This window comes from Stenotrophomonas maltophilia, from assembly GCF_047782825.1.
In the GTDB taxonomy this organism is placed as follows: Bacteria; Pseudomonadota; Gammaproteobacteria; order Xanthomonadales; family Xanthomonadaceae; genus Stenotrophomonas.
Genome location: NZ_CP180589.1, coordinates 3,650,431 through 3,668,828, shown reverse-complemented (window position 1 = coordinate 3,668,828; position 18,398 = coordinate 3,650,431). Strand labels below are relative to the sequence as shown.

Sequence of the window (18,398 nt, the reverse complement as noted above, 5' to 3'; positions counted from 1 at the left end):
GATTTTTCCATGACGGACCAGCCCGACCACCGCCCTGCCCCCGGTACCGCCCTGGGGCCGCCGGCACGCGTGCGCGCGGTGGCCGACGATGGCCGTGGCGACCGGGTGGTGCTGCAGGGCGGCACAGGCGTGGCCCTGCAGCAGCTGTTTGCCGCTGCCGACGCGCCCGAGCCGCTGCTGGCCGCCTTCGCCAACGGCATGGCCACCCTGCCTGGCGAACTGGGCGACATGGGCGACCGACTGCAGTCGGCCCAGGCCAGCGCCGACTGGCCGCGCTACGGCCGGGCGATGCGCCAGCTGATCGACAAGTACATCCGCACCATCGAACAGCATTCGCCCGATGGCCAGCCCGACAGCCTGCGCCTGTCCGAACAGCTGCGCCTGCTGCTGGGCGGTGCGGTGGTATCGCTGCTGCAGCACGACCCGGACCTTCGCGAGCAGGCCCAGGCACTGGCTGCGCAGTTGCGGCAATGGCAGCCGGGCGCCGCGCTGGAGCCGATCGAGCAGGGCGTGCGCGAACTGGGCCACCAGGTGGGCGTGCGCGCGGAAAGCTGGCAGGAACAGCAGGCCCTGCTGCTGGAACTGTTCGCGCTGCTGCTGGAAAACGTAAGCGAGCTGCTGGATGACCGCAGCTGGCTGCAGGGGCAGATCGCCGCCGTGCGCCAGCTGCTGGCCGGGCCGCTGGAAGCCGAGGCAGTGGAACGCACCCGTGCCGAGCTGCGCGAAGTGATCTACAGGCAGGGCCTGCTGCGCCAGGGCATCGACGATTCCAAGGCAGCGATGCGCAGCCTGATGGGTGACTTTATCGAACGCATGGATGGCATGGCCGCCAGCACCGGTGAATACCATGACCGCATCGGCAGCTACGCGTTGCAGCTGCGCGAAGCACGCAGCATTGCCGACCTCAACCACCTGCTGCAGGAAGTGATGCATGACACCGGCAAGGTGCAGCAGCAGGCCGCGCAGGCGCGTGACCACCTGGCCAGCGCGCGGCAGGAAGTGGAGCGCGCCGAACAGCGCATCACCGAACTGGAACAGGAACTGCGTGAAGCCGGTGACCTGGCCCGCATCGACCCACTCACACAGGCGCTGAACCGGCGTGGGCTGGATGAACTGCTGCAACGCGAACTGGCCCGTGCCTCACGCAACAACACGCCGCTGGGGCTGGCGGTGATCGACCTGGATGATTTCCACCAGACCAACGACGTGCATGGCCATGCCGGCGGTGATGCGCTGCTGCAGCACCTGGTATCGGTGTGCCGCCTGCTGCTGCGCGCCACCGATGGCATCGCCCGCCTGGGCGGTGATGAGTTTGTTCTGGTGCTGCCCGAAACCCCGGGCGCGGACAGCATGGCCACGGTGCAGCGCCTGCAGCGCTCGCTGGCGCACCGCGTACTGACCGTGCAGGACCAGCGCGTGCCGGTGCATTTCAGTGCGGGCCTGGCGCAATGGCAAGCCGGCGATGACGCCGAGGCCCTGCTGCGGCGCGCCGATGATGCGTTGTACGCGGCCAAGCGCCAGGGCAAGAACCGGGTGCAGGCGGGGTGATCCCGCAGCACGCCGGACCACCGTAGCGCCCGAGCCGATGCTCGGGCGGCGGCGCGCAGCGCCGAGCGGCAGCCGAGCGTGGGCTCGGCTCTACAAGAACCAGGGCGCCCCAGCTGTAGCGCCCGAGCCGATGCTCGGGCGGCGGCGCGCAGCGCCGAACGGCAGCCGAGCGTGGGCCCGGCTCTACAGCTTCCCTCGCAGCTTCTGGAATCCGGTCACTGCCGCCAGCACGATGGCGCCGGCAACAATGCCCACCCCCATGTTGGCCGCGGCGCTGATCAGCCAACCCCACTGCCCTTCGCCTCCCATGCCCTGCACGGCGTGGTGCAGCACCGGCACGTTGTGCACCAGGATGCCGCCGCCGACCAGGAACATGGCGATGGTGCCGGCCACCGACAGGAACTTCATCAGCCACGGCGCCGACACCACCAGCCCACGACCGAATGCCGCCAAGGCGCCGCCCTTGCGCGACAGGTACAGGCCCACGTCATCCAGCTTCACGATGCCGGCCACCAGCCCGTAGACGAACACCGTCATCGCCAGCGCCACCACGGTCAGGGTCAGCAGCTGCTGGGTGAAAGCGGCCGCCGCGACCACGCCCAGGGTCAGCACGATGATCTCGGCCGACAGGATGAAGTCGGTGCGGATGGCGCCCTTCACCTTGTCCTTTTCCCACGCGACCATGTCCACCTGCGCATCGGCCAGCGCCTTGCGCCGCTCGGCCTGGTGCTCGGCATCCTCGTCGGACGAATGCAGGAAGCGGTGGGCCAGCTTCTCCACGCCCTCAAAGCACAGGAAAGCACCGCCGAGCATCATCAGCGGCACGATCAGCGGCACGTTCCAGCCGCGGCTGTGCAGCCAGGCTTCCAGCGCACTGATCGCCAACGCCGCCGGCACCAGGATCACCTTGTTCACCAGCGAGCCCTTGGCCACCGCCCACACCACCGGCAGTTCGCGGTTGGCATTGACGCCGGTCACCTGCTGCGCGTTCAGCGCCAGATCGTCGCCCAGCACGCCGGCGGTCTTCTTCGCAGCGACCTTGGTGAGGATCGAGACATCGTCCAGCAGGGTGGCGATATCGTCGAGCAGGGCGAACAGGCTGGCACCGGCCATGGGGGATCCAAAGAGGGAATGGACGGATTCTGACTGATCCGGTGCCTGCTGCGGAAGCGGGTTCACCGTGTGCCTACCGCACAGCAGGGACACTGGCACGGTCCCCCCTTCTGCCGGGCACGTCCGCCGGGCATGGCCCGGCGCTACCAGAGCAGCGCACCGCCCAAGGAGTTCCGCTTGAGCAATCCGTCCACCGCCCCGGCCAATCCCCCGCTGGTCAAGGGCATGAACCGGCGCAGCCAGATCCTGCGCCTGCTGATGCGCTACCGTCATTCCGGCGTGTTTTCCGGCATGAACCTGGACGCCGCCGGCAGCCATACCGATGTGCCCGCCGATGGCAATCCGGAACAGTTCGTCAGCGACCTGGAGGCCTTGGGGCCCACCTTCGTCAAGCTGGGGCAGATGCTGTCCACCCGGCCGGACATGGTGCCGGCCGAATTCGCCACCGCGCTGGAGCGCATGCAGGAAAACGTGGCGCCGATTCCGGTCGCGCGCATCCACGCCATCATCGAACAGGAGCTGGGCGCCGGGGTGAACAAGCTGTTCGCCTCCTTCGACCCCGAACCGCTGGGCTGCGCGTCCATCGCCCAGGTGCATCGTGCGGTGCTGCACGACGGCCGCCAGGTGGCGGTGAAGGTGCAGAAGCCCGAAGTGGCCGCCCAGCTGCGCTCGGATCTGGAAGTGCTGCGCAGCTTCGCCCTGGCCGCGGACCATCTGACCCAGATCGGCCGCCGCGTGCGCCTGCGCGACTGGCTCAATGAATTCGCCAAGACCCTCATGCAGGAGCTGGACTACCACGCCGAGGCCGAGAACCTGGCCCGCTTCGGCCGCCACCTCAAGCCGTTCCGCCGGCTGTGGGTGCCGCAGCCGGTGTGGGATTTCAGCAGCCACCGCGTGCTGACCATGGAACTGGCCAGCGGCGTGCGCGTGGATGCGATTCCCGAGGTACGCCGTACCGAGCAGGCCATGGATCCCTTGGCCGCGGCGCTGATCCGCGGCTACCTGGACCAGATCTTCGTGCATGGCGAAATCCATGCCGATCCCCATCCGGGCAACCTGCGGGTCACGCCCGAGGGCCGCCTGGCGATCTTCGATCTGGGCATGGTCGCGCACATGCCACCGCGCCTGCGCGAGCGCCTGTTGAAGATCCTGTTCGCTGCCGTCGATGGCCGCGGCGAAGAAGTGGCCGACGACCTGATCAGCATCAGCACGCGGCTGGAGGCCTTCGACGAAGAGCGCTATCTGCGCGAGACCGGCCAGCTGATCGCGCGCTATGCCGCCAATGGCAGTTTCTCCGAAGGCCGCGTGGTGCTGGACCTGGTGCGCATCGCCACCTCCTGCGGGCTGCGCACGCCACCGGAGCTGAGCCTGCTGGGCAAGGCGCTGCTGAACCTGGAAACCGTCTGCCGCCTGCTGGCGCCGGACCTGGATACGCGACGCATCGTCGAACGCCAGCTGCAGCACGTGATGCGTGCGCGCCTGAAGAAATCGCTGTCGGCGGCCAACCTGGCCAGCGAAGCGATGGAGCTGCAGCAGCTGCTGCGCGACGGACCGCGCAAGCTGTCGGACATCATGGCGCTGCTGGCCGAAAACCGCCTGCAGATGAAGGTGACCGGCCTGGAAGAATCGCGGCTGATGGAAAACCTGCAGAAGATCGCCAACCGCGTCGCCGCCGGCATCATCAGCGCCGCGCTGATCATGGCCGCGTCGTTGATGATGAAGCTGGAGACCGGCTGGCACCTCTTCGGCTATCCCGCCATCGCCCTGTTCCTGATGCTGATCGGCGTGGTGCTGGGCCTGGGCATCGTCACCAGTGCATTGCTGTTCGACAGGCGTGCACGTGCGCGTGAGGAACGCGGGCATCGTTGAAGAAGCGGGAGATCGCGCGGTTTCTTAATGAAATCGCGCAGTGTTTTTCACGCTGGATTTACCTGCGGAGCGCGTTTTCACCTCATGTAACGAACAAACATTTCAGTCAGGTTCGTGCATGCACTATCGGGTCATCAGCCTGTCATGCACGTGTGCTTGTGGCAGCGCTGGTCGGATGGACACGCGTCGGTACGACGTCCATCACCACCTCCCGTCACTGCCGAAGCTGCTTATGCTCTGGATCCTGCTGCTGTCGCTGTTGCTGTTGGCCTGGCTGTTCCTCGCCTCCGATAAATGGGTGTGGTGGAAGGCGAGCACGTTCTCGCTGCTGCTGCTCCTGCTCAGTACGTGGTGGTTGATCGACAAGCTGTCCGGCGATGGTCTGAACGCAGCAACGCTCTATCATCTGGGCGCCGACATGGAAGGCGCCGGCATCGCCGATTTCAAGGGCTATATCGCCGGCTACATCGCGCTCATCGTGGTTTCGCTGCTGCCGCTGTTCGCCACGCGGGTGAAGCGCTGGCGCCGCCCCGGCCGTGGCGGCGCCTGGTTTGCAGGCTTTGCGGTGGTGTGGATCACCACGATCATGGTCAGCCCGCTGGCACGCGATGGGCAGCGCCTGTACCAGCAGCTGCGCCCGGTCGATTTCGCCCGTATCGCCCCCGAGTACCAGGTGCCCACCGACGCGCTGCAGCGCCCGCGCAACATCGTCTGGATCTATGGCGAAAGCCTGGAACGCACCTACCTGGACGAGAACGTCTTTCCCGGCCTGATGCCCAACCTCAACCGCCTGGCCTCGCAATCGCTGGATGTGCGCGGGCTGGCCTCGGCCGAAGGCAGTGGCTGGACCATCGCCGGCCTGGTGTCGTCGATGTGCGGCGTACCGCTGACCACGTCCCAGGGTGATGAGAACAGCATGGACCGCATGGGCAGCTTCCTGCCCAAGGCCGTGTGCCTGGGCGACTACCTGAAGCAGCAGGGCTACACCAACCATTACCTGGGCGGCGCCAGCGGCCGTTTCGCCGGCAAGGGCCAGTTCCTGGAAAGCCACGGCTTTGATGAAGTGCACGACCTGGACTGGTTCAAGCAGCAGAAGAAGATCGGCCGCGTGCATTACTCGCCGTGGGGCGTGCACGACGATGTGCTGCTGGACACCGCCTACCAGCGCTTCGAACAGCTTTCGCGCAAGGGCGAGCCGTTCATGCTGACCACGCTGACCATGGACACCCACCACCCGGCCGGCCACCTGCCGGTGGCCTGCAAGGGCCAGCGCTACGATAGCCAGTACGGCAACATCAACATGCTCAATGCACTCAAGTGCAGCGACCGCCTGATCTCGCAGCTGGTGCAGCGCATCCAGGCCAGCCCGTACGGCAAGGACACGCTGATCGTGATCGCCTCGGACCACCTGGCGATGCCCAACGATCTGACCCACATCCTGACCAAGCAGAAGCGCGAGAACCTGCTGCTGTTCCTGGGCGACGGCATCGCCCCGCGCCAGCTTGCCGCCGACGCCGGCACCACGCTGGATTCCGGCGCAACCCTGCTCAGCCTGCTGGACCCGAACCTGAAGACCATGGGCTTCGGCCGCTCGCTGGTCGACCCGCAGCGCGCGCCCAGTGCCAGCGTCGCCACCCAGCGCGAAGGCGGCCGCGATTACCCGCAGTACCTGGCCTTCGCCCGCTCGCTGTGGCTGGGCGAACCGACCCGCGAGCTGAAGATCGACGGCGATGACCAGGTGGTGGTCGGCCTGCAGCACGTTCAGCCGCCGGTGCTGCTGGAGTACGACAAGGACTGGGGCCTGAAATCGGTCTACCTGGAAAACACCTCGCGCCAGTTCGACGATGCCGACCCGGACAACACTCTGGCCTATGTGGACCGCTGTACCGCGTTCGAGGATGGCTCGGCCGATGGTGACTGGTGCGCCCTGCTGGTGAACCGCGACAACGGCATCAAGCTGTTCCGCGATGATGACCTGCGCGGTGGCATTGCGGTGGACGCCCCGCTGGACGCATTCCAGGGCCCGCGCCCGAGCGTGCGCCAGGCCCACATGATCACCCAGAAGGGCCGCCGCACGCGTGCGGGCCAGTACATGCTGCAGCTGGTGGCGAGCACGCGGCCGGACCGTGGTTTCTGGATCGAAGCGGTGTCGTCCCAGCGCAAGGTGGTGTTGGCGCAGCAGTGGGTGCAGCCGGATGCGGACGGCAAGATCAACGTGTCGTTCGGGTTGGACCACGAGGTGGATGATCTGGAGATCCGGGCGTGGTTGAACCATGCCGAGAAGCTGGCGGTGGATACGTTTGCGTTGGTGCCCTCGCGCGGCCGACCGCGGGGGTAAAGGTTCTTTTTTTGCAGGGCTTGCAGCCCTGTACCTGCAGAAGCAACAGCGGGCATTCCGTGGGATGGCGGGGCACTGTGGGTTTGCGGGGACGCCGTAAACCCGTCCATGGGGGCTTGGTCGCGGCATCCATGTCGCTCACACCCCGCAAACCCACAGTGCCCCGCCTACGACAGTTGGCCGGCGGCCAGTAGATCCACGCCATGCGTGGATGAATCTCAATCGGAATCGACTATTTCGAACTGAAATCGAAATTCAATTGGGGTCAGAGCCCGTTGCGCAGCAACGGGATCCGACCCCGTGCTCTGACAGATCGCAGGAAACTGTCGAAGGCGGGGTGGGTCCGGTTGAGGAGGTCACTTCACCATGGGGGCTTGGTCGCCGCATCCATGCCGCTCACACCCCGCAAACCCACAGTGCCCCGCCTTCGACAGTTGGCCGGCGGCCAGTAGATCCACGCCATGCGTGGATGAATCTCAATCGGAATCGAATATTTCGAATTGAAATCGAAATTCAATTGGGGTCAGAGCCCGTTGCGCAGCAACGGGATCCGACCCCGTTCTCCGACAGATCGCCGAAGTCTGTCGAAGGCGGGGTGGGTCCGGTTGAGGGGGTGTGAGCGGCATGGATGCCGCGACCAAGCCCCCATGGACGGGTTTACGGCGTCCCCCTCAACCGGACCCGCCCCGCCATCCCACGGATAGCCCGCTGTTGACTTTGAGGTTGCCGGCCAGCGGCCGGCACTACCGCGGGTGCAGGGCTGCAAGCCCTGCAAAAAGAAAACCCACTACTCCGGAGGGGTGTCGCGTACCAGGTGGATGTCGGTCGGGGTCGACAGCGGAATATCCCGTTCGGCCAGTATCTGCAGCAGGCTGAAGTACAGATCGCTGCGGGTGCCGTACACCTGCCGCGGGCTGGCCACGTAGGCGAAGCTGTTGAAGGTGATCTGGCCACCGGCAATGCTGTCGATGTACACCGAGGGTGCGGGCTGCTTCAGCACCGCCTGGTGCGCGCCATAGGCATCCAGCAACGCCTGCCGCAGGCCTGCGACGTCGGTGCTGGTGGGCACCGCGAACTGGATCTGGATCCGGCCCTGGTTGTTGCCCATCGTCATGTTGCGGATCGTCTTGGTGATCAGCTCCGAGTTCGGCACGATCAACGTCGATTTGTCGCCCACCTGGATCTCGGTCGAACGTACGTTGATCCGGCGGATGTCGCCTTCCTGGTCACCCAGCTTCACCCAGTCGCCAATCTTCACCGGCCGCTCGGCCAGCAGGATCAGGCCGGACACGAAGTTCTGGATGATCGCCTGCAGGCCGAAACCAATACCCACCGACAGCGCGCTGACCAGCAGCGCCAGGTTCTTCAGGTTCAGGCCCATCGCGGTCAGCGCCCACAGGCCCACCAGGATGATGCCCACGTAGCCGGCAATGGTGCTGATCGAGTTGCGTGCGCCCAGGTCCAGTTCGGTCTTGGGCAGGTAGGTGTCGGTCAGCCAGCGCTGCATCAGCTGGGTCAGGCCCATGCCCACCAGCAGCACCAGCACGCCGGTAACGATGCGGCCCGGCTGCAGTGTCAGGTCCTTGTTGATCTCGATGCCGTTGGCCAGCGAGGCGATGCGCTCGACGATGGTGCCGATGTTGCCGAACGGCGCGGCCAGGGCCAGCAGCGCGATCAGCACCACCAGGGTGCGCAGCATGGCCGACAGCAGCACGCCGGCCTGCTCCAGCCGCGACACGCTCAGGCCGGTGCTGAGCAGGATGGTCTGCCCCACCTTGCTGTCGGCGTTGAGCAGCCAGGTGCAGAAGTCATCGACGAACTTGAACAGCAGCATCGTCGCCAGCACCACGATGGCGCCGCCGATCAGCTGCTCGTTCACGAACTTGGCGAAGTTCACGTAGCCCATCAGGCTGGCGATGATCGCGGCGGTGACGGCGATGTTGCCCGCCACGCGGGCCAGCACCAACCAGCTGCTGCGGCGCACCGGCACTGCGGCGCCTACGCCGTCGGCCTGGGCTTCCAGCTTGGCCTCGGCTTCGGCGGTCTGCCGGCGGTGCAGGCGTGCCAGGGTCACCAGCATCGCCATGATCAGGCCCAGGTAGGTCAGCGCGATCACGCCATCCAGCGCCACGGTGGTCACGTCGCTGGTGCGCGTGGCCTGGTCGATGGCCACCAGTACCGTACTGAACCAGGCCAGCGCGGCTGCGCCCCAGGCGTACTTGCGCAGCTTCAGCGCGGCGGTGTCATCCAGGTTCAGCAGCCGCCACGAGGGCCGCGTGGGCACCAGCAGGCAGGCGCTGAGCGCGGCGATGAAGGCGGCGGCGAAGGTGGCGTCGCGCACGCCATCGGCCACGTTCTGCAGCCGCGGGGCGATACCGCCAATGGCATTGAGCGAGGCGATGAACACCACCACCGCATAGCCGGGCAGCAGGGTGCCGACCAGCAGCAGCCACATGGCCAGGCCGGAGCGGCGCAGGCGTCCATCGGGCGCGCGATCAGAGGCGGCGAAGCGCCGGCCCAGCGCGCGCAGCCACAGGCGCAGCGGGAACATCATTACCAGCGCGGCCAGCAGGCCCAGCAGCGGGGTGCTCCAGCCATGGGTGTTCAGTGCGGCCACCAGGGCATCGCGGCCCTGCGCGGCCAGCGGGGTGACCCGGGCGATATCCACCGGCAGCTGTTTGGCCACCTTGCGCCAGAGCGACGGCGACAAGGGCGAATCGACCTTCTGCCCCAGTTCCTCGGTGCGCTGCGCGGTGCGTTGCTTGTCGATATCGGTGGCCAGCTGGCCGGCGCGCACGGCACTGGCCTTGGCCTGCGCCACCGACGACGCCAGCGCGTCACGCTGGCGGGTCAGGTTGCGGCGCTGGGTTGCCAGTTCCGGCAGCTCGGTGGTGCCGTCCGGCGCCGGGCCCAGCTGGGTCAGCTGTTCGTTCAGCTGGTCCAGCTGCGGCTGCAGGCTCTTGTCCAGCGCCTCGGCATCGCGGCGCGCCTGCGATGCGGTCTCGGACAGCATCGCCAGGGTCTCGGTTGCCTCGGCATCCTCGCGCTTGCGTTCCACATCCTTCAGGCTGGCCTCGATGCTGGCCAGCTGCTGCTTCGGCGTAGGGTCGTCCTCCTGGGCCAGCACCGGTGCGGCCAGCAGCAGCGCACCCCACAACAGCAGCGCCAGCGATGGGCCACGCTTCAGGATCGTTCGGAAAAAGGAAAGCAAGCCAGCCACACCGGTTCGCGCGGACCACCGCGCCTGCGCGCGACTATACGGCACGGCCGGTCACGCCCGCGTAGAGCCGACCAGCGGTCGACTCCAGCAAACCCTCAGTACTTCAGACGCAGCTCTTCCACCTGCGGCTGCTGCAGCGCGTACCAGTCCTGGAATTCCTCTTCGCTGATCTCATCGGGCGCGTACACCGCGATGGGGTGCCAGTCATGGTCGGTCGGCAGCGGCTGCCGCGGGCCGGCACGCAGGCTGTAGCTCACGCCCTCGTAGTCCACCACATCGTCCACCTGCGGCCACTGCTCGCGGGCAAACGCAGATTCACTCTTCAACAGGATCACCTGGTACATCGGCACCTCCACTTCGCTTGTAAAAGGACAACACCCGGCGCTGGCGCAAGGATAGCGCCGCGCAGGTGACAGCAGGCACGCCGCCGTGGCGACGCAATGTTCTGGACGCGCCCCTCGCCCGGGCTTCACCCGCCCGTGGCGAGCGCGACGGCATGGTGGGACACCGTTTCCCCCGGCGCTGAATACGATGACCGACCACCCGCCCCTGAAGACCGTTGCCGACCTCAAGCTGCCCCGCTACCTGGGCACCTGGTATGAGATCGCGCGCCTGCCCATGCGCCATGAGCCGGACGGCTGCACCGATGTCACCGCGCACTACACCCTGCAGGACAACGGCAATGTCGGCGTCACCAACCGCTGCCGCATGGACGGCGAGGTGGAGGAAGCCACCGGCGAAGCCTGCCCGGTGGACAACGACGTGGCGCGGCTGGAGGTCAGCTTCCTGCCCAAGGGCCTGCGCTGGCTGCCCTTCGCCAAGGGCGACTACTGGGTGATCCAGGTCGCCCCCGATTACAGCGTCGCCCTGGTCGGCAGCCCGGACCGCAGGTATCTCTGGCTGCTGGCCCGCGAACCGCGGCTGGATGCCACCGTGCAGGAACATTATCTGGCGGCCGCGCGCCTGCAGGGCTTCGATCTGTCCGAACTGATCCAGACCCCGCACACCGGCCACCCCACCGCCTGATCCTGGGTACACGCATGGACCTGAAAAGCGGCTACCCGTGGTGGGCCATACGCAATGGACTGATCCAGGCGTTCCCGCCGCTGGAACAGGACCTGCGCTGCGATGTGCTGGTGGTCGGTGGCGGCATCACCGGCGCGCTGATCGCCAATGAACTGTCCGCCCACGGCCACGAGGTGGCGGTGATCGAGCAGCGCGACATCGGCTGGGGCAGCACGGCGGCCAGCACCGCCCTGCTGCAGTACGAAATCGATACCCATCTGCTGGACCTGGCCCGGCAGTACGGCAACGACGCCGCAGCGCTGGCCTACCGCGCCTGTGCCGAGGCCATCCCCGCGCTGGGCGAGGTGGCCCGTGGCCTGAAGCAGGTGGACTTCCAGCGCATGGACAGCTTGTACCTGGCCAGCCGCCGCCGTGACGCGCCGGTGCTGATGGCCGAAGGCGCGGCACGGCGGCAGATCGGGCTGGATGCCCGCTGGCTGGGGCCGGAGGCCCTGCAGGAACGCTTCGGCGTGGACGCCTCCGGTGCACTGCTGACCCGCCAGGCGGCGCGGGTGGACCCCTACTGCCTGAGCTATGGCCTGCTGCAACGCGTGCGCCGCCGCGGCGGCCACGTGCATGACCGCACCGTGCTGCACGCCCTGGACGCGAACGCGCGGGGCGTGACGGCGCGTACCGAGGCCGGGGCCACGATCCGCGCGCGCCATGTGGTGCTGGCCATGGGCTATGCCACCCAGCACTGGATCGACCCGCGCGTGGCCCGCAACCGCAGCAGCTATGCCTTCATCACCGACCCCATCGATGCCGAGGTGCTGGGCCCCCTGCAGCGCACGATGGTCTGGGAAAGCGCGCGGCCCTACCTGTACCTGCGCGCCACCGGCGACCGCCGGCTGCTGGTGGGCGGGCTGGACGATGCCATCGACATCCCCGCGCGCCGCGACCGGCGGGTGCAGGGCAAGGCCAGGCAGCTGATGAAGCAGCTGCTGCACTGGTTCCCGCAGCTGGACCCGACCCCGGCGTTTTCCTGGGGCGGCACCTTCGCCGAGACCGCCGATGGCCTGCCGTTCTTCGGCCCGCACCCGCAGTGGGGGCCGCGGGTGCACCTGGCGATGGCCTACGGCGGCAACGGCATCACCTATTCGATGATCGGCGCGCAGCTGCTGCAGGCGCGGATCGAGCGGCGCCGGCACCCGCTGCAGGACCTGTTCGGGTTCGACCGGGTGTCGTAGCGTCGAGCCATGCTCGACTGCTCTTGGTCCCGATACGGAAGGCAGTCGAGCATGGCTCGACTCTACAGGCCGGCGACAGGCATCATTCAAGCAACGCCTGTTAGCGTCGGCCTGTACCGCCGCGCTTGGCGCGGCCCCTGCCCCGTTGGAGCATCGTGATGATCCGCACCCTGCCCTTGCTGCTGTGCCTGGCCTGCCTGCCCGGAACCGTGCTGGCCCAGTCCGCTGCGGGCGCCACGGCGCCGCAGGCAGCGGGCCTGGACCTGTCCGTGCCGCAGGCACCGATGCGCTATCTGAACGACCCCGCCCTGCAGCAGGACCCGCCGGGTACCTACTACGGCGACAAGAGCGGCCCGCGCGTGCACGACGACGCCAAGATCGCCGACGTGACCGACGACAAGGTGAAGGTGTCCGGCAGCTTCACCACCGGCATCGGCTATTCCAAGGGCTACGGCAACACCCACTACAACGCCGCCACGCTGAACCTCAGCAAGAACTACACCACCGATGAAGGCAAGACCCACGGGGTCAACGTCAACATCCACGTGAGCGAAGGCAAGGGCCCGGGCTTCTTCGGGCCCTACGGCGGCGGCTACTACGGTGGCGGCCCGGGCTACTGGGATTACCCGCAACCGTACGGCTGGTAAGCAGCACATCGCGCCCGCCGGGCATGGCCCGGCGCTACCACCTGCCTTGTAGAGCCGAGCCCGCGCTCGGCTGCACATCGGCCCGCCGTTACCGACCTCAATCCAGCCAACCATCCCGCTCGCTGTGCAGGATCCGCCCGTCATAACCGCTCAGGCGCACTTCCACGCGCTGGTTGCGGGCATTGCGCGCTTCCAGCGACCACGTCGCGCCATCGCGTTCCAGCGAGTGGATCTCGCGCAGGCCATGGGCCTGGGCCTTGGCCAGCACCTGGTCGGTGCCCAGCAGCGCGCGGCCGTCGTGCTCGTCGAAGATCTCGCCGGTCTTCGGGTCCACATAGACCTCGCTGAAACGGCCGTCGGCGCGGCTGACGTCGGCTTCCCACAGGCCATCATCGCGCTCGATTTCGTGGATCTGGGTATAGCCGGCCTTGCGCAGGGTCTGTTCCACCTGGGCCATGCCCAGCGGTGCGGCCTGTGCGGCCGGGGCGAGAGCCAGCGCAACAACGGTGGCCAGGGTAAGGGACTTCAACATGGGGGTTCTCCTGTTCGGTGCCGGACCATCCCGGCAACGCCACGATGGCGGACGCGCCTAACAGCCCCTTAGCCGCGGCTGTTAGCCAACGGTTAGCCGCCACCGGCACACTCGCGCCAGCCCCCATCAATGTCGTAATCGACCATGCCGTCCTTGCTCGCCCTGTCCCTGCTGCTGGCCCTGGCCAGCCCCGTGACCGCCGCCCGGCCCGCCCAGGACCCGGCGCAGGATGTCGCGCGCCGGGCCGTGCAGCAGGGCCGCTACGTGGCGCTGGAAAGCGTGGTGCGCGACGCCCTCAAGCGCCACCCCGGCCAGTTGCTGGAAGTGGAGCTGGACGATGGCGTGTATGAAGTGGAGATCCTGCGCGGCGACGGCGTGGTGGTGGAGCTGGACTATGATGCGCGCACCGGCAAGCTGCTGAAGACGGAGCTGGACGACTGATGCGCATCCTGCTGGCCGAGGACGATGAGGCCCTGGCACTGCGCCTGCAGCCACTGCTGGAACAGGCCGGCTACGTAGTGCAGGTGGTGGCCGATGGCCGCCAGGCCGAAGAAATCGGGCAGGTGGACGACATCCAGGCCGCCATCGTCGATCTGGGCCTGCCCGGCCTGGACGGCCTGAGCGTGATCGAACGCTGGCGCAGCAACGGCCGCACGTTCCCGGTGCTGGTACTGACCGCGCGCGGGCGCTGGCACGACAAGCTGGCCGGGTTCGACGCCGGTGCCGACGACTACCTGACCAAACCCTTCCAGGCCGACGAACTGGTGCTGCGCCTGCGTGCCCTGATCCGCCGCAGCCACGGCCATGCCAGCCCGCGCCTGCACTGCGGCCCGCTGCAGCTGGACGTCAATGCCGGGCGTTTCGAACTGGATGGCCAGGCGCTGGCGCTCAGCCCGCAGGAATTCCGCCTGCTCAGCTACTTCATCCACCACAGCGGCCAGGTGATCGGCCGCGACCGCCTGGGCGAACAGGTGTTCGATGGCGGCCTGGACCCGGATTCGAACGCGCTGGACGTGCTGCTCGGGCGCGTGCGCCGCAAGCTCGGCAGCGACCTGATCCAGACCGTGCGCGGCCAGGGCTGGCGGCTGGCCGCGCCGTGAGCCGGCAACCCTCGCTGCGCCGCCGTCTGCTGCTGGCCGGCGGCATTGGCCTGCTGCTGGTCTCGCTGCTGGCCAGCGCGCTGCTGGGCGAACTGTTCAAGCGCAGCGCGCGCGACCGCCTGGACCATGAACTGCAGCAGGATCTGCTGACCCTGGTAGCGCAGATGGAAACCACGCCCGATGGCCAGCTGCAGCTGCGCCAGGAGCCCAACGACGCGCGCTTCCAGCGGGTGTTTTCCGGCGCGTACTGGCAGATCGCCGATGGCCGCGGCAAGGTGCTGCTGCAATCGCGTTCGCTGTGGGATGAAAGCCTGCAGGCCACCGCCGCCGGGCCTGCCACGCGCAACCTGGCCGGACCGTTGCAGCAGTCGCTGCGCGCGCACGTGCAGACGGTGCGCCTGCCGCGCGCCAGCGAACCCTATGTGGTCACCGTGGCCAGCGACCGCAGCGCACTGGACGCCGACGTGGCCGCCTTCCGCAAACGCAGCGCACTGGCGCTGGGCGTACTGGTGGCGGTGTGGCTGGCCGTGCTGGCCACCCAGGTGCAGTTCGGCCTGCGCCCCCTGCAACGGTTGGGCGCGCAACTGGAACGCGTGCGGCGCGGGCAGGCCCAGCGCATCGACACCCACGGCCTGGGCACCGAAGTGGCGCCGCTGGGCGAAGAACTGAACGCGCTGCTGGAACACCAGCAGCGCATGGTGGCGCGTGCGCGCACCAGTGCCGAAGACCTGGCGCATGCATTGAAGACACCGCTGAGCGTGCTGGCCGCCGAAGCCGACGGCAGCGGCCAGCACTGGCGTGAGACCCTGCGCGAACAGGGCACGCGCATGCGGGCCAGCATCGACCGCTATCTGGCCGCGGGGCTGGCCGCGGACCACCGCCAGCGCACCGGCGTGGCCGACGTCGCCCAGGCGATGTGCGGGCTGATGGCGCGCGTGCATGGCGAGCGCGGCGTGGTGTTCAGTGCCGATGGCATGGATGCAGCGCTGCAGTTCGCCGGGGCGCGTGCGGACCTGGAGGAAATGCTGGGAAACCTGCTGGACAACGCCGGCAAGTGGGCACGGCAGCAGGTGACGGTCAGTACCACCGCCGAGGATGGGCAGGTGCGCATCGATGTGCGCGACGACGGCCCCGGGCTGGCGGCCGATGCGCTGGCCCGGGTCACCCAGCGTGGCGTGCGCCTGGACGAGCGCGAAGGCAGCAGCGGGCTGGGCCTGGCGATCGTGGGGGATATCGCTGCCAGCTACGGCGGGCGGCTGGCGCTGGCAAATGCGCAGCCCGGCCTGCGCGCCACGGTGTGGTTGCCCGCATCGCGCGCCATCTTGTAGAGCCGAGCCCATGCTCGGCTGCGGTGCGCGTGCGATTGCAGCCGTTTGGAGCAGCCGAGCATGGGCTCGGCTCTACAAGGGCACTGCGTCAGCGGTGATGCATCCACCAGCAATCAATCGCGTCCAGCGCGATGTGGATCATCAACCCGATACCCACCAGCCGGGTTTTCTTCGGCACGCACAGGCCGGCATACACCGCAATCGCCGGTGCGGTGTGCAGCGGGTGGAAACCGATGCTGCAGCGGTTCGGCGCGTAGATCGGGTCGGCCAGCAGATGGTCCAGATCGATGATCCAGCCCAGCAGCATCAACAGCCACGCCGAGGCAAAGCGCTTGCGCCAGAACAGCCATGCCAGCAGGGCTGGCACGGCGGCATGCAGGAACAGATGGAAGATCGCGCGCGCGCTCATCAGGGCAGGTAGCGCCGGGCCAGGCCCGGCGTTCCCGTGAACATCAGACCAGCGGTTCGTCGGACAGGTAGGTGTAGCCGGTCAGGCCCGCTTCCAGCGCTTCGGACAGTTCCTGCGCACGCTCCGGCGACAGATCGGCCGCCGCCACGCGCTGGGCGTAGGCCGCACGCAGGTCGTCCAGCTTGTAGCCCACGTAGTCCAGCATCACGTCGGTGGTATCACCGCGGCGCTGCTGGGTGATCGCGTAGCCATCGGCATCGGCCACCACTTCCACCGCGTCGGTATCGCCGAACAGGTTGTGGATGTCGCCCAGGATTTCCTGGTAGGCACCCACCATGAAGAAACCGATGCGGTAGCTCTCGCCGTGCTTCATCGCGTGCAGCGGCAGCGAGGTGTCCAGGCTTTCGTTCTCGACATAGGTCTTCACCATGCCGTCCGAATCGCAGGTCATGTCGGCGATGATGCCGCGCCGGTCCGGGGTCTCGTTCAGGCGCTCGATCGGCACGATCGGGAACACCTGGTCGATCGCCCACGCATCGGGAATCGATTCGAACACGCTGAAGTTGACGAAGTACTTGTCGACCAGGCGCTCGTTCAACTCGTCCAGCGCCGGGCGGTGGCTCTTTTCGTCGTAGCTCAGGCGCGCACGCACGCCGTGGGCGATGGCGTAGAACAGATCGTCGATGCGCGCACGCTGCGGCAGGTCGATCTGGCCCAGCGCGTAGCTGGCCAGGCCTTCGGCATGGAAATGCTGCGCTTCCTGGAACAATTCCACTGCCGGGCGCACGTCCAGTTCCTCGTGGATCTCGCGCAGGTGGCGGATCGAGGCCGGCTCGTCGTCGTGTGCGTCGGGCACGCGGCCTTCCTGCGCCTGCTCCACTTCAGACACATTGGCGATCAGCACCGCGTGGTGCGCGGTCATCGCGCGGCCGCACTCGGTCACGATGCGCGGCGGGGTCAGGCCGTGTTCTTCGCAGGCATTGGCCAGCGGCTGCACGATGTTGCTGGCGTAGGAATGCAGGCCGTAGTTGATCGAGCAGAAACTGCGCGAACGGGTGCCTTCGTAATCCACGCCCAGGCCGCCGCCCACGTCCACGTGGGTGATCTTCGCACCCAGCTGTGACAGCTCGACGAAATAGCGGGTGGCCTCGCGCATGCCGTTGGCGATGTCGCGCACGTTGGAAATCTGCGACCCCATGTGGAAGTGCAGCAGGTTCAGACAGTCGGCGTACTCGGTATCGCGCAACGACTTCCACAGGTCCAGCAGCTGGCGCGGGGACAGACCGAACTTGGCCTTGTCGCCACCGCTGTTCTGCCACTTGCCGGCGCCCAGCGAGGCCAGGCGCATGCGCACGCCCAGGCCCGGCTTCACGTCCAGTGCCTTGGATTCCTCCAGCACCAGCTTCAGCTCGGACGGCTTCTCGATCACGATGAAGGTCTGCAGGCCCAGCTTGCGGCCGATCAGGGCCAGGCGGATGTACTCGCGGTCCTTGTAGCCGTTGCAGACGATCAGGCCACCCGGGCGCGACAGCGCCAGCACGGCCATCAGTTCGGGCTTGCTGCCCGCTTCCAGGCCGAAGCCTTCACCGTGGTGGCTGGCCAGGGTGCCGGCCACGCCGCGGTGCTGGTTCACCTTGATCGGGTACACAGCGGTGTAGCCGCCGGTGTAGTCCCAGTCCTGCTGGGCCTGGGCGAAGGCCGCCTGCAGCTTGCCCAGGCGCTGGCCCAGGATGTCCGGGAAGCGCACCAGCAGCGGCAGCTTGGCGCCGCCTTCACGCGCGGCGTCCACCACCTTGGGCAGCGATACCACCGGGCCGTCCGCCCCGGTCGGTCTCACCACCATGTGCCCGGCCTGATCCACATCGAAATAACCATCCGCCCAATGCGGGATCGAGTAGGTCTTGCGGGCTTGGTCGAGGGACCAATCGGTCATTGCAGTCGGCCTTGTTGGCAATAAAAGGGGGGGCATGATAACGCCTATATGCCCACAGGTTCGTTATCATGCGCGCCCGCGCCCGTGGCAGGTCTGAACCTGAACGGGC

The 18,398-nt window shown here is 67.5% G+C and carries 15 protein-coding genes; 9 read left to right on the top strand and 6 right to left on the bottom strand.

Going from position 1 to position 18,398, the window contains the following annotated elements:
• The first annotated feature begins 9 nt into the window (after nucleotides 1–9).
• A complete protein-coding gene (locus ACM2ZB_RS16955) occupies nucleotides 10–1,548 on the top strand; it encodes a diguanylate cyclase domain-containing protein (RefSeq protein ID WP_416056318.1) in 1,539 nt (512 codons plus the stop codon).
• A gap of 183 nt (nucleotides 1,549–1,731) precedes the next feature.
• Here ACM2ZB_RS16955 and ACM2ZB_RS16950 read toward each other — a convergent pair whose 3' ends face one another.
• Nucleotides 1,732–2,661: a DUF808 domain-containing protein gene (locus tag ACM2ZB_RS16950; protein ID WP_416056317.1), complete on the bottom strand. Its 930-nt coding sequence runs from the start codon at nucleotides 2,659–2,661 to the stop codon at nucleotides 1,732–1,734.
• Between the two features lie 225 nt (nucleotides 2,662–2,886).
• Between ACM2ZB_RS16950 and ACM2ZB_RS16945 the strand changes: the two genes are divergently transcribed.
• On the top strand, nucleotides 2,887–4,530 hold the full coding sequence (locus ACM2ZB_RS16945) for an ABC1 kinase family protein (RefSeq protein ID WP_416058571.1): 1,644 nt from the start codon (nucleotides 2,887–2,889) through the stop codon (nucleotides 4,528–4,530).
• Nucleotides 4,531–4,762: 232 nt separating this feature from the next.
• On the top strand, nucleotides 4,763–6,868 hold the full coding sequence (locus ACM2ZB_RS16940) for a phosphoglycerol transferase I (protein ID WP_416056316.1): 2,106 nt from the start codon (nucleotides 4,763–4,765) through the stop codon (nucleotides 6,866–6,868).
• Between the two features lie 787 nt (nucleotides 6,869–7,655).
• On the opposite strand, the gene ACM2ZB_RS16935 is transcribed toward ACM2ZB_RS16940, so the two are convergent.
• Both ACM2ZB_RS16935 and ACM2ZB_RS16930 read right to left on the bottom strand, forming a co-directional pair.
• Nucleotides 7,656–10,088, bottom strand: coding sequence for a DUF3772 domain-containing protein (locus ACM2ZB_RS16935; RefSeq protein WP_416056315.1), 2,433 nt, complete (start codon nucleotides 10,086–10,088; stop codon nucleotides 7,656–7,658).
• 95 nt (nucleotides 10,089–10,183) lie between these two features.
• The gene (locus ACM2ZB_RS16930) at nucleotides 10,184–10,432 is read right to left on the bottom strand and encodes a hypothetical protein (protein WP_313437170.1); all 249 of its coding nucleotides are present in this window, start codon (nucleotides 10,430–10,432) and stop codon (nucleotides 10,184–10,186) included.
• Nucleotides 10,433–10,619: 187 nt separating this feature from the next.
• On the opposite strand from ACM2ZB_RS16930, the gene ACM2ZB_RS16925 reads away from it, so the two are divergent.
• The 3 genes from ACM2ZB_RS16925 (at nucleotide 10,620) to ACM2ZB_RS16915 (ending at nucleotide 12,987) form a co-directional block, all read left to right on the top strand.
• Nucleotides 10,620–11,114 (top strand): lipocalin family protein, encoded by a 495-nt coding sequence (locus ACM2ZB_RS16925; protein ID WP_313437167.1) that lies wholly within the window; start codon nucleotides 10,620–10,622, stop codon nucleotides 11,112–11,114.
• Nucleotides 11,115–11,128: 14 nt separating this feature from the next.
• Nucleotides 11,129–12,340, top strand: coding sequence for an NAD(P)/FAD-dependent oxidoreductase (locus tag ACM2ZB_RS16920; RefSeq protein WP_416056314.1), 1,212 nt, complete (start codon nucleotides 11,129–11,131; stop codon nucleotides 12,338–12,340).
• Nucleotides 12,341–12,498: 158 nt separating this feature from the next.
• Nucleotides 12,499–12,987, top strand: coding sequence for a hypothetical protein (locus ACM2ZB_RS16915; protein WP_313437162.1), 489 nt, complete (start codon nucleotides 12,499–12,501; stop codon nucleotides 12,985–12,987).
• Between the two features lie 97 nt (nucleotides 12,988–13,084).
• Here the strand turns inward: ACM2ZB_RS16915 and ACM2ZB_RS16910 are convergent, their stop codons facing one another.
• Nucleotides 13,085–13,519, bottom strand: a complete 435-nt coding sequence (locus tag ACM2ZB_RS16910) for a PepSY domain-containing protein (RefSeq protein WP_416056313.1) — start codon at nucleotides 13,517–13,519, stop codon at nucleotides 13,085–13,087.
• 144 nt (nucleotides 13,520–13,663) lie between these two features.
• Here ACM2ZB_RS16910 and ACM2ZB_RS16905 point away from each other — a divergent pair, with 144 nt between their 5' ends.
• From ACM2ZB_RS16905 to ACM2ZB_RS16895, 3 genes are read left to right on the top strand one after another with little or no spacing between them, the layout of a single operon-like run.
• Nucleotides 13,664–13,960, top strand: coding sequence for a PepSY domain-containing protein (locus ACM2ZB_RS16905; RefSeq protein WP_416056312.1), 297 nt, complete (start codon nucleotides 13,664–13,666; stop codon nucleotides 13,958–13,960).
• Nucleotides 13,960–14,619 carry a response regulator transcription factor gene (locus ACM2ZB_RS16900; RefSeq protein WP_416056311.1) on the top strand — a complete coding sequence of 220 codons (660 nt, stop codon included), beginning with the start codon at nucleotides 13,960–13,962 and terminating at the stop codon, nucleotides 14,617–14,619. Before ACM2ZB_RS16905 ends, ACM2ZB_RS16900 begins: the two co-directional genes overlap by 1 nt.
• Nucleotides 14,616–15,947 carry a sensor histidine kinase gene (locus tag ACM2ZB_RS16895; RefSeq protein WP_416056310.1) on the top strand — a complete coding sequence of 444 codons (1,332 nt, stop codon included), beginning with the start codon at nucleotides 14,616–14,618 and terminating at the stop codon, nucleotides 15,945–15,947. Before ACM2ZB_RS16900 ends, ACM2ZB_RS16895 begins: the two co-directional genes overlap by 4 nt.
• Nucleotides 15,948–16,035: 88 nt before the next feature.
• Here the strand turns inward: ACM2ZB_RS16895 and ACM2ZB_RS16890 are convergent, their stop codons facing one another.
• Entirely contained in the window at nucleotides 16,036–16,356 is a 321-nt protein-coding gene (locus tag ACM2ZB_RS16890) for a DUF6122 family protein (RefSeq protein WP_094001223.1), read from the bottom strand.
• Between the two features lie 43 nt (nucleotides 16,357–16,399).
• Nucleotides 16,400–18,289, bottom strand: coding sequence for an arginine decarboxylase (gene speA / locus ACM2ZB_RS16885; RefSeq protein ID WP_416056309.1), 1,890 nt, complete (start codon nucleotides 18,287–18,289; stop codon nucleotides 16,400–16,402).
• Between the last annotated feature and the right edge of the window lie 109 nt (nucleotides 18,290–18,398).

Excerpts from the sequence above, each read along its gene's own strand:
- ACM2ZB_RS16890 (WP_094001223.1), bottom strand. The coding sequence starts at position 16,356 with ATGAGCGCGCGCGCGATCTTCCATCTGTTCCTGCATGCCGCCGTGCCA.
- ACM2ZB_RS16940 (WP_416056316.1), top strand. The coding sequence starts at position 4,763 with ATGCTCTGGATCCTGCTGCTGTCGCTGTTGCTGTTGGCCTGGCTGTTC.
- ACM2ZB_RS16910 (WP_416056313.1), bottom strand. The coding sequence starts at position 13,519 with ATGTTGAAGTCCCTTACCCTGGCCACCGTTGTTGCGCTGGCTCTCGCC.
- ACM2ZB_RS16920 (WP_416056314.1), top strand. The coding sequence starts at position 11,129 with ATGGACCTGAAAAGCGGCTACCCGTGGTGGGCCATACGCAATGGACTG.
- ACM2ZB_RS16915 (WP_313437162.1), top strand. The coding sequence starts at position 12,499 with ATGATCCGCACCCTGCCCTTGCTGCTGTGCCTGGCCTGCCTGCCCGGA.
- ACM2ZB_RS16905 (WP_416056312.1), top strand. The coding sequence starts at position 13,664 with ATGCCGTCCTTGCTCGCCCTGTCCCTGCTGCTGGCCCTGGCCAGCCCC.
- ACM2ZB_RS16950 (WP_416056317.1), bottom strand. The coding sequence starts at position 2,661 with ATGGCCGGTGCCAGCCTGTTCGCCCTGCTCGACGATATCGCCACCCTG.
- ACM2ZB_RS16930 (WP_313437170.1), bottom strand. The coding sequence starts at position 10,432 with ATGTACCAGGTGATCCTGTTGAAGAGTGAATCTGCGTTTGCCCGCGAG.
- speA (WP_416056309.1), bottom strand. The coding sequence starts at position 18,289 with ATGACCGATTGGTCCCTCGACCAAGCCCGCAAGACCTACTCGATCCCG.
- ACM2ZB_RS16945 (WP_416058571.1), top strand. The coding sequence starts at position 2,887 with ATGAACCGGCGCAGCCAGATCCTGCGCCTGCTGATGCGCTACCGTCAT.
- ACM2ZB_RS16925 (WP_313437167.1), top strand. The coding sequence starts at position 10,620 with ATGACCGACCACCCGCCCCTGAAGACCGTTGCCGACCTCAAGCTGCCC.
- ACM2ZB_RS16900 (WP_416056311.1), top strand. The coding sequence starts at position 13,960 with ATGCGCATCCTGCTGGCCGAGGACGATGAGGCCCTGGCACTGCGCCTG.
- ACM2ZB_RS16955 (WP_416056318.1), top strand. The coding sequence starts at position 10 with ATGACGGACCAGCCCGACCACCGCCCTGCCCCCGGTACCGCCCTGGGG.